The sequence below is a fragment of the Caproiciproducens sp. genome, assembly GCF_053840905.1.
In genome coordinates, this window is the sequence record NZ_JBNLXQ010000028.1 from 1 (window position 1) to 10,195 (window position 10,195).

Sequence of the window (10,195 nt, forward strand, 5' to 3'; positions counted from 1 at the left end):
GAATACGGCGGTGCAGGGCGCCAACACGCAGCAGAACAGCGCCATGCCATGGATGAACATGCCGATGGCACAGAACGCTCCAAACGCGAATACGGCGGTGCAGGGCGCCAACACGCAGCAGAACAGCGCCATGCCATGGATGAACATGCCGATGGCGCAGAACGCTCCAAACGCGAACACGGCGGTGCAGGGCGCCAACACGCAGCAGAACAGCGCCATGCCGCAGATGAATCTGCCGATGACGCAGAACGCTCCAAACGCGAATACGGCGGTGCAGGGCGCCAACATGCAGCAGAACAGCGCCATGCCATGGATGAATATGCCGGCGGTGCAAAGCTCCTCCATGCAGCAGGGCGGTGCGATGCCGCGGATGAATATGCCAACCATGCAGAATGCCGCCGGAAACACGGCGACACAGGGGGCTTCCATGCAGCAGAACAGCGCCATGCCGCAGACCAACACGCAGAACGCTGCCGGAAACACGGCGACACAGGGGACTTCCATGCAGCAGAACAGCGCCATGCCGCAGACCAACACGCAGAACGCCGCCGGAAACACGGCGACACAGGGGACTTCCATGCAGCAGAACAGCGCCATGCCGCAGACCAACACGCAGAATGCCGCCGGAAACACGGCGACACAGGGGACTTCCATGCAGCAGAACAGCGCCATGCCGCAGACCAACACGCAGAATGCTGCCGGAAATACGGCGACACAAGGGACTTCCATGCAGCAGAACAGCGCCATGCCGCAGACCAACACGCAGAATTCCGCCGGAAATACGGCGACACAGGGGACTGCACAGAACAAAGCAATCCCGCAGTCAAACATGCTTTCATGGGTAAATATATTAGGAAAATAAAAACGGAACCGCGCAGACCGTTCCGCAATCCGCCGGTTCCCGACCGGCGGATTTTTTATACGCGCGCGGAATTCCCCGCACCCATATTGACAGGCTGTTCAGGCAATGCATACTATGGAGTATTCTCGAGTGAAAGGAGTAGGACAATGAGTCTAAACCGCTATACCAATAATGTTGAGGCCGTGTCGGACGCGAATGATTTTGGTTCCAATGACTGCAGCAACAGCTGTGACAGCGAAAGCGCAAGAGCATTGAAACGGATTCTTTCCCTGCTGGACGATTTAAATAATAGCGATCTGCGTATCCTGGATGATGTCATCGAGCGGCTCGTCTGCAGCCGTAAAAGGTCATAGTTTTACGCTTTTCCGTACGTCCCGGACGGTTTTTCTTTAGCTGATCACTATGGAAATAAGAAAAACAGCGGAAGGAAATTTCCCTCCGCTGTTTTTCGTCCCGTGCGGCGTCTTGGGATGGAATCCATGCCCAAAGAAAAAAGCTTCTTAAAAATATGTTTGGCGGATGCACGAAAGAAAACTTTGCGGCATATTTTATATTGAAACAAGGCGGTTACTCTTTGTGACACGCGGCAGCCGTCATCATGTCCGAATCATGTAATCACCTCATACTTGTATGCCGATTTACGATAGAAAGCAAAAGCTCCGGCAAGTTCATTGCCGGAGCCTCAAATTTATTCGATCAAAATTGTTTTCTCAGCTGTACATTGGAACCACCAATTTCTTTTTTAATCAAACGAAAACCCGAAAACGCGTTTCAAACTATATTTTGGACTCACCCCTTTTCCCTGTTCATTCGAACTGCTTTTTCAGAAAAGCAAAAAACGGGTTGCAAAGTATAAAGAATCGTCGTTTCGTTGGTTCGGACATCGTGGTCGATATTCCGCCTACAATCTTGCTGCATGAATCATCAGGATTTTCCGGAATCATTTATTTTCACGCTGAACAAGGGATTCGGCAGCTGCGCCCAACGAACTTGCAGCTGTGTGCTTTACAAAACGGTTCAATGCCCATTGGACTCACCTCTTTCTGCATCAGTGATTTTCCCGGTGCTTCCTCCGGCGGTACCTTTTCCGGTGCCGTTCCTGCGGCGCCTTTTTTTGTCACCCGCCCATCACCGTTTAAAATCATCCCTCTCTGTTTCCATCTATATTATAAGGGATAATTTATAAAAGGTCAATATATTTTTCAGCTTTTTTTAAAAAATTTCATATATTATAGTGTAACTTTATTTTCCTGTTGACTTCATGAAACAGGAAATGTAGAATAATACATAGACAAATAAACGGTGAGGAGATGACCCCTGTGAACGACGAATACGGTGCGGATTTAATTACCCTGATTGACGACGACGGCGAAGAACACGAATTTGAGGTTCTGGATGTTATCGATAACGATGACGGCTGCTTCTACGCGCTGCTGCCGACATTTGAGGATCCACAGGATAAAGTTGACGCGGAGGGCACTTACTATATCTTTGAAGCGATCGAAGAAAACGGCGAACAGCAGTTGGCCGAGGTAGAGGACGAAGAGCTGCTCGACAAGCTTGCCGAGCTTTTTGAAAGCCGCTTTGAAGAGCTGTACGACTCCGAGGAAGATACGGAAAACGACGAATAAGCATTTCGTTTGCACCCTGCCTGGTGCGCGGACCGTTGCAAAAATAACCCTACAAATTTAAATCGGGAGCATACGCTCCGGTGGCGGACCTCAGACCTCCCGGCTTTTGCCGGACGAAGGGAGTACGAAACCATTGGGCTGGCACCCACCTGCTTTTTAGTAGCAGGTTATTTCAGCACATTACGGCCAGGCGGGATCAATAAATCCGTTCAGAACCCCTGATGAAGATCGGGGGTTCTTTTACTGTCATATGACAGTTTGCTCATTTTGTCGGTGTACAGTTTCCGGGTAATATTATATAATGCATTTCAGAAGCAGCCGGACCCAGTTATGAAAGGAGTGAAGGGTTGGATGTACGATTACAAAATCATAACGGATTCCACTTCTGACCTTCCCGTAAAGCTGATCAAAGAGATGGATATCGAAGTGATTCCGATGACCTTTACGGTCGGAGAAGATTCCTATACCAATTATCCGGACGAGCGCGATATTTCCTCCCACAATTTTTACGGCCGGCTTCGCGGCGGGGAAATGGCCACCACCAACCAGATTGGCCCCGTCACCTTTACGGAAGCTTTTGAACCGGCTTTAAAGGCGGGACAGGATGTGATATATATCGGATTTTCCTCCGCCCTGAGCGGCACCTACAACAACGCGCGCCTGGTTGCCGAGGAGCTTGCGCTGAAATATCCCCACAGAAAGGTTTACGCTTTGGATTCTCTTGCCGCTTCCATGGGGGAAGGCCTTCTCGTTTACTATGCGGCGCAGATGCGCCGGAACGGCAGCTCTGTCGACGAGGTGCACAAATGGCTGCTTTCCAACCGGGCGCGTCTTGCGCACTGGTTCACCGTCGACGACCTGAACCACCTGAAGCGCGGCGGACGCGTGTCCGGCGCGGCGGCGCTGGTCGGCACGATGCTGGGGATCAAGCCCGTCCTTCATGTCGACAGCGAAGGGCGGCTGATCCCGGTCGAAAAGGTACGCGGGCGCCGCCAGTCCCTGGACGCCCTCCTTCATCATATGCAGAACGCGGTGGAGGACCCGGAGGGGCAGATGATTTTCGTCAGCCACGGGGACGCCCCGGAGGACGCCAGGTATGTTGCGGATCAGGTACGGAGAAAGTTCCATGTCAAAGCGACGGAGATCAACCCAATCGGCCCGGTGATCGGGACTCACGCGGGGCCGGGAACCGTAGCCCTGTTCTACCTCGGCAAAGACCGGAACTGAATACGGCGGCAGCCAAAAGAGGGGGACGGATTTCAACCGTCCCCCTCTTTTTTCTGTTCTCTCTGATTTCTTCGGTAATCCAGATAATCCTGCAGGATGATGGTTGCGGCAACCGCGTCCACCACCGCCTTGCGCTTTTTTCCGCGCGTGTCGGTATTGTTCAGATACCCGTGGGCCGTAATGGTCGTCCCCCGCTCGTCGCGCATTTCCACCGGAACGTTTCCCAGCGCCCGCAGCGCTTCGGCAAAGGCGCGGGCGTTTTGCGCGCTTTCCCCCTCGCTGCCGTCCATATTGCGGGGCAGCCCGACCACGATCATCCCCACGGCCCTTTCCGCGGCCTGTGCGGTGATTGTTTTGGCAAGCCGTTCCATATTATGTTCGCTGATTACGCCCGCGGGAGAGGCCAAAAGCTCGCTTTCGTCGCACACGGCGAGTCCTGTGCGCGCCCTGCCCAAATCGACGGCCAGTATTTTCATAGCGATCCTCTTTTCCCGGACGCTTCCCGGTTGTTCTGCTTCCACCACACGAATTTCGCGGTGGAGGAGACCTCCGGCGGCAGGTGGGAAGCGTCGTTCATGGAAATCACCGTGCTGTACAGGTCATCGTCGAAATCAATCACGCTGATCGCGGTATTGGCGGAACCCGCCACCTGATTGATCTGCTCAAGCGGCTTATGCAGCGCGCTGCAGAGGATATTGCGGATGGCGCAGCCGTGCGAAACGGCGCAGACGGTTTTTCCCCGGTTCTTCCGGGCAATCCCGGTAACGCCCTCCCATACCCTTTTATAGACCTGCCGCATGGGCTCCCCCTCCGGCGGGGCAAAATTCCAGGGGCGGTTCAGCCAGGTATCCCATTCGTTCGGAAAGCGCCCGGATATCTCCTCCCAGCTCCGGCCCTCCAGAACCCCGCCGTTGATCTCACGCAGGAGGGGTTCGATCTGAATGGGCAAATCGTGAAAGCGGTCGATCGCCTGCGCCGTTTTATACGCCCGCTTTAACGGGCTGGAATAAATCGCGCCGATCGGCAGGTTGCGGCACCGGATGCTCAAAAGGTCAAGCTGCGCTTCGGCGCTTCCGGAAATATCGCAGTCGGTGCTCCCCTGAAAAACGCCCTTTGTGTTTCCCATCGCTTCGCAGTGGCGCACAAGTATGATTCGTGTCATTGTATCATTCTCCTGTTTCTTATGGTTCCCATGGGATCATCTTTCCCGTCAGTTCGGCTGCCCCGGCGATATGGTTCCTGTCCAGATATTCGCCGAGCCCGTCCAGTATTTTCACCGGGGCGTACGGGTCGGTAAAAAGCACGGTCCCGATCTGCAGCGCGGAAGCGCCGGCCAGAAGCATCTCCACGGCGTCCTGCCATTTGGAAATGCCGCCCATTCCGACGATGGGAATTTTTACTCTTTTATATGCCTGACTGACCATCCGGACAGCCACCGGGAGCAGCGCCGGGCCGGAAAGCCCGCCCGTATTGTTGCGGATCACCGGCCTGCGGGTATGGATGTCGATGCGCATGCCGGTCAGGGTGTTGATCATGGAAATCGCGTCGGCGCCCGCGCTTTCCGCCGCCGCGGCAATTTCGCCGATATCGCCGACGTTCGGGGACAGCTTGACCATCAGCGGCTTTTTGCAGTGCTTCCTCACCGCCGCCGTGACGCCCTCCGCCCCGGCGCAGCTGGTGCCGAACTGTACGCCGCCCTGTTTGACGTTGGGGCAGGAAATATTCAGCTCGATCATATCCACATCGGTTCCGGAAAGCTTTTCCGCCATCCGGCAGTAATCCTCCGGCGTATTGCCCGCGATGTTCGCGATGATCACCGTCCCCTGCTGTTTCAGCCATGGCAGGTCGTATTCGATAAAATGATCCACCCCCGGATTCTGCAGCCCGACGGCGTTCAGCATTCCGCCCGGCGTTTCGGCGATGCGCGGCGGCGGGTTGCCGGGGCGCGCGGTGAGCGTGATCCCCTTGCAGGAAATCCCGCCCAGAGTACTGAGCGGATAAAATTCGCTGTATTCACGGCCGAAGCCGAAGGTGCCGGACGCCGCGACAATCGGATTTTGAAACGCAACGCCCGCAATGTTTACCCGTAAATCCGCCATGCTCATCCCTCCCACACGACTGTTTCAGAATCAAAGACCGGGCCGTCCTTACAGACATGGCCGTAAAATTCCGTCCCGTCTTTTTTCAGCCTGCACGCACAGCCAAGGCACGCGCCGATTCCGCAGGCCATGCGCTCCTCCAGGGAGATCTGGCACGGCACCCCGCGCGCGGCGGCGGTCCTGCACACCGCCTTCAGCATGGGAACGGGGCCGCAGGCAAAAATAACGGTAAAATCCAATCCTTTAAGCAGGTCAGTCACAAGCCCGTGGTAGCCGAAAGAGCCGTCGTCGGTCGCGATCAGCACCCGGTTTCCGTATTTCTCGAAATCCTCTTTCAGGATGATGCTTTCCTCATTGCGGAAGCCCGCGAGAACCGCCGCGTTTTCCCCGAAGGCCTTCGCCGCCTCCAGAAGCGGCGGCACACCGATGCCCCCTCCGACAAATACTGCCTTTTGTCGGGTATTTCCGAGGGAATATCCGTTTCCCAGCGGCGCAAGGATGTCCAGCGTATCGCCGGGGCATGCGTCCGCAAGCCAGGCGGTGCCTTCCCCGCGAATCTGGAAAACAAAGCGCAGAGTTCCCGCCGCGCGGTCGATTTCACAGATGGAAATGGGGCGGCGCAGGGTTTTCCCCGGCACATAGACATGGGCAAACTGTCCTGCCGACGCGGCTTCGGCCAGCTCGCCCGCCTCCACGGTCAGGTCGAAAACATCTGCGGTCAGCCTCTTTTTTTCTGTAATTTTGCAGAGCATTACATCGTATTTCATGCTTGACGGCTTCCCTTCCGCGGAAGGGAAACCGCGCCGATTTCCTTTACGATTTCGTCGCGCATCCGTTTCGCCTCCTGCGCGGCCGCCCGGGCGTAGTCCGTTTCCGGCGCGCCGCTCTTTTTCCACGCGGTCATAATGGAGCGGGAAGCATTGACCACCGCCCCGAGGCCGTTCTCGTCAAACGCCGGGGCAACGTCCTTTGCGCCGCCGCCCTGCGCGCCGTAGCCCGGCACCAGGAAAAAGGTTTGGGGCAAATCACGGCGCAGCTCCGCCAACTGTTCGGGATAGGTCGCACCCACCACCGCGCCGACGCCGGAATATCCGTACTTGCCCGGCAGGCCTTCGCCCCACTGCCCGCAGAGATGCCCGACGGTGCCGTAAAGCGTTTCCCCGCCTTCAAAAATTTGGTTCTGCAGTTCGCCGGAGGAGGGGTTGGAGGTCTTTACCAGCACGAAAATCCCCTTGTCCTGCGCCGCACAAATGCTTAGCAGAGGGGTAATGCCGTCGGAACCGAGATAGGGGTTCACGGTCAGCGCGTCGCCGCCGAACGGGACGTGGGTCCGCTCCCCGACCGTGACCGTGCCGAGGTGCGCGGCGGCATACGCCTGCATGGTGGAGCCGATGTCGTTGCGCTTTCCGTCGGTAATGACAAACAGCCCCCTGTCCTTTGCGTAGGCGATGGTATCGTACAGAGCCTTTACACCGTGCCATCCGTACATTTCATAATAGGCGCATTGGGGCTTTACGGCGGGTACGACGCCGCGCAGAGCGTCAATCAGCCCTTTGTTGAACTCCAGAATCGCGTTGGACGCCCCTTCCAGCGTTTCGCCGTACCGGGTAAAGGCTTTCTCCTTTATAAAGTTCGGAACATAGTCAAGCAGGGGGTCCAGTCCCGCGACCGTGGGGTTTTGCAGCTTTACGATGCCTTCTATCAATCTGTCCAGTGCCATGGTGGTTCCTCCGTTTATTCTTTTATTGAATGGCGGTTTGCCCTCGGTTGGGCAGGCTGCCATAAAAGCCCTTATCGCAAGCCTGTATCTTCAAAGACGACTTTCCCCCGGCAAACCGTTTTTTTCACTTTTCCGGTCAGCTCCCTGCCCTTAAAGACGGCGTTCCTGCTTTTGCCGTGCAGCCGGTCGGGGTCGACCGTCCAGCGCTCGCCGGGGTCGAACAGCACAAGGTCCGCGGGCGCTCCCGCCATGAGCGCGCCCGCCGGAATCCCCAGCAGGTCCGCGGGCGCGGCGCCCATCAGGCGGAGAAGTTCCGTCAGCGTGAGAAACCCGCCGTTTACCAGATAAGTGATTCCCGCGGCAAGGCTTGTTTCCATCCCGACGCTTCCGTTCGGCGCGGATAGAAAATCGGATTTCTCCGCGGGGGTATGCGGCGCGTGGTCGGTCGCGATCGCGTCGATCGTGCCGTCCCGCAGCCCCTCGATCACCGCCAGCCGGTCCTCTTCCGTACGGAGCGGGGGACTCATGCGGTAATCCGCGTCACGGCTCAGCAGTTCGTTTTCCGTCAGAGCGAAATAGTGGGGCGCGGTCTCCGCCGTCACCCTGACGCCGCGCCGCTTCGCGTCGCGGATAAGCGCGACGGAGGTTTTCGTACTGACGTGGCAGATATGCACCGGAACGCCGTAAGCCGCCGCAAGCGCGATTTCCCGCGCGGTGCCGCAGTCCTCCGCCGCGGCGGGAACGCCTTTTACCCCCAGCCTTTCGGAAACGGCCCCCTCGTTGAGCTTTCCTCCCTGCGACAGGAACAGATCCTCGCAGTGGGACACCACCCTCATATCCAGTCCGGCGGCAAGGCGCAGGGCCCGCGCCATCAGCAGGGTGTTGACGACGGGCCGTCCGTCGTCGCTCAGCGCGACAGCCCCGGCGTTTTTGAGCGCCGCCAGATCGTTCAGCTCTTCGCTTTTCAGGCCCTTTGTAATCGCCGCCGCGACATACACCCTCGCGTCTGCACTCCGTGCTTTATCCCGGATATACCGCACCGTTTCGGGGGTATCGACCGCCGGTTCGGTGTTGGGCATGCACAACAGGCTGGTGACGCCCCCCGCGGCGGCGGCGCGGCAGCCGGTCAGAATATCTTCCTTTTCGGTAAATCCCGGGTCGCGCAGATGGACGTGCATGTCCACCAGACCGGGCGCGGCGGCCAGTCCCCGCGCGTCAATTACCTCGGCGTCCGTACAGGGGATTTCCCCGCCGACGGCGGTAAAAACGCCGTCCGTGATCAGGATATCCCCTGTTTCGTCCGTCGCGCTTTTCGGGTCAAGAAGCCTTGCGCCGCGAATGAGCAGTCTGTCCATTCCTTCCCTCCGTTCTTTCAATATCATTGGCCCCTTCTCAGAGGGGGCTGGCAGGCGAAGCCTGCTGGGGGAGTTCCCCATATTGTTTTCTCCCTGCTTTCATTAGGCATTTACCGGACCGGCAGGTCTACTTTTAGACAATTATGTCATATTTTATACAAACAGTAAATTATTTTTCTGTATTTCAGTCATGAATCAGGGGAAAACAAAGAACTTTGTCAGCGCCAGCAGCTCCCGCGCGTAACAGGAAGAAAAAATGTACCACGGCGTCGGCGCGCTGACCGGGCAGGACGTAATTTTCAGTCCGGCGGCGATTCTGCCGGCGCGGTACTGGTGGTAGTCGTCCGTAACGATCGCCATCACGGAATTCAGCCCGTTTTTTTCAATCAGCGACTGCGAATTGCTCAGGTTTTCCTGTGTGGAAACCGACGTATCCTCCGCGAGAATCCGGGAGGCGTCGATCCCGTTTTTCACAAGGTGCTCCCGGATCACGGAAGCTTCCGTCACCAGCTCGCCTTTTCCCTGCCCGCCGCTGGCGATGCATTTCGCGTTGGGATGGTCTTTCAGATACGCGGCCGCCGTTTCGATCCTCACCCGCAAATCCGCGCTCGGCGCGGTGCCGCTTACCTTGCTGCCAAGCACGACCACCGTCGCATCCGCAGGCGGAGAGGCCTGTCCCGCTCCCGCGCCGTAAATCATCAGCCCGGTCAGCACCGCGGCCCACAGCACCCCGGCACAGAACAAAGCCAGCACGATACGGCAAAAAATGCGGAACCCTTTGGAGCTGCTGCATTTCCGGCCGATCGCGCCGGAAAACACGGCGGTCAGAAAGAGGAGGACGCATACGGCGATTCCAGACGCATTGCCGATATTCAGCACACCCCAATGGATCGGGATCAGAAACCAGACAAGCCCCCCGATGGAAATCATTATTGTTAAAATTTTTACAATCCGTTTTTTCAGCGTTCCCGCCTCCCTTTCGTCCGTGCTCCGCTGTCACCGCGATTTCTTTTCAGCCCTCCCCGAGGGGCTGATGCGGATATCCTATTCGCTTGCGATTATTATATCATAATTCCCATAAAAATGCCTCCGAACTTTTCGTCCGGAGGCACTGGTGATTTAGTACTTTTTACGGGGCACGTAGCTTGTGTGCAGAATTTCATGGGCCTTATGGCTGCCCGGCTTTTCAAAGAATTCCTCATAGACCATCTTGATGAGCGGGCTGTCATGGCTCTTGCGCAGGGGCAGGTTTCTGTCTTCCTCGTAAAGCGCCTTTGCCCTTTCCGCCTTCAGGTCGGTAA

The 10,195-nt window shown here is 56.9% G+C and carries 13 protein-coding genes; 5 read left to right on the forward strand and 8 right to left on the reverse strand.

Annotated features, from left to right (window positions below; translation table 11 throughout):
- The 5 genes from ACQGQ5_RS15695 to ACQGQ5_RS15715 form a co-directional block, all read left to right on the forward strand.
- A partial coding sequence (locus ACQGQ5_RS15695) for a hypothetical protein (RefSeq protein ID WP_455737409.1) occupies nt 1–862 on the forward strand: 862 nt, incomplete at its 5' end.
- A 146-nt stretch (nt 863–1,008) separates the two neighbouring features.
- Nucleotides 1,009–1,215, forward strand: coding sequence for a hypothetical protein (locus ACQGQ5_RS15700; protein ID WP_275713436.1), 207 nt, complete (start codon nt 1,009–1,011; stop codon nt 1,213–1,215).
- 490 nt (nt 1,216–1,705) lie between these two features.
- Complete coding sequence (locus ACQGQ5_RS15705) at nt 1,706–2,041, forward strand: hypothetical protein (protein WP_455737410.1); 336 nt, start codon at nt 1,706–1,708, stop codon at nt 2,039–2,041.
- Between the two features lie 131 nt (nt 2,042–2,172).
- The gene (locus tag ACQGQ5_RS15710) at nt 2,173–2,493 is read left to right on the forward strand and encodes a DUF1292 domain-containing protein (protein WP_243122518.1); all 321 of its coding nucleotides are present in this window, start codon (nt 2,173–2,175) and stop codon (nt 2,491–2,493) included.
- Between the two features lie 351 nt (nt 2,494–2,844).
- The gene (locus ACQGQ5_RS15715) at nt 2,845–3,720 is read left to right on the forward strand and encodes a DegV family protein (RefSeq protein ID WP_455737411.1); all 876 of its coding nucleotides are present in this window, start codon (nt 2,845–2,847) and stop codon (nt 3,718–3,720) included.
- Between the two features lie 32 nt (nt 3,721–3,752).
- Here ACQGQ5_RS15715 and ruvX read toward each other — a convergent pair whose 3' ends face one another.
- From ruvX to ACQGQ5_RS15755, 8 genes are all read right to left on the reverse strand, one after another.
- Nucleotides 3,753–4,196 (reverse strand): Holliday junction resolvase RuvX, encoded by a 444-nt coding sequence (ruvX, locus tag ACQGQ5_RS15720; RefSeq protein ID WP_455737412.1) that lies wholly within the window; start codon nt 4,194–4,196, stop codon nt 3,753–3,755.
- The gene (locus ACQGQ5_RS15725; RefSeq protein ID WP_455737413.1) at nt 4,193–4,882 is read right to left on the reverse strand and encodes a histidine phosphatase family protein; all 690 of its coding nucleotides are present in this window, start codon (nt 4,880–4,882) and stop codon (nt 4,193–4,195) included. Before ACQGQ5_RS15725 ends, ruvX begins: the two co-directional genes overlap by 4 nt.
- A 19-nt stretch (nt 4,883–4,901) precedes the next feature.
- Nucleotides 4,902–5,819 (reverse strand): dihydroorotate dehydrogenase, encoded by a 918-nt coding sequence (locus ACQGQ5_RS15730; RefSeq protein ID WP_455737414.1) that lies wholly within the window; start codon nt 5,817–5,819, stop codon nt 4,902–4,904.
- Between the two features lie 2 nt (nt 5,820–5,821).
- Nucleotides 5,822–6,586: a dihydroorotate dehydrogenase electron transfer subunit gene (locus ACQGQ5_RS15735; RefSeq protein WP_455737415.1), complete on the reverse strand. Its 765-nt coding sequence runs from the start codon at nt 6,584–6,586 to the stop codon at nt 5,822–5,824.
- Nucleotides 6,583–7,539, reverse strand: a complete 957-nt coding sequence (pyrF, locus tag ACQGQ5_RS15740; RefSeq protein WP_455737416.1) for an orotidine-5'-phosphate decarboxylase — start codon at nt 7,537–7,539, stop codon at nt 6,583–6,585. The genes ACQGQ5_RS15735 and pyrF overlap by 4 nt, the downstream gene beginning before the upstream one ends.
- A 71-nt stretch (nt 7,540–7,610) precedes the next feature.
- Complete coding sequence (locus tag ACQGQ5_RS15745; protein ID WP_455737417.1) at nt 7,611–8,894, reverse strand: dihydroorotase; 1,284 nt, start codon at nt 8,892–8,894, stop codon at nt 7,611–7,613.
- Nucleotides 8,895–9,089: 195 nt separating this feature from the next.
- Nucleotides 9,090–9,824 (reverse strand): YdcF family protein, encoded by a 735-nt coding sequence (locus ACQGQ5_RS15750; protein WP_455737418.1) that lies wholly within the window; start codon nt 9,822–9,824, stop codon nt 9,090–9,092.
- A 189-nt stretch (nt 9,825–10,013) separates the two neighbouring features.
- Nucleotides 10,014–10,195: iron hydrogenase small subunit (locus ACQGQ5_RS15755; RefSeq protein ID WP_455737419.1), on the reverse strand; the 182-nt coding region annotated here is incomplete at its 5' end.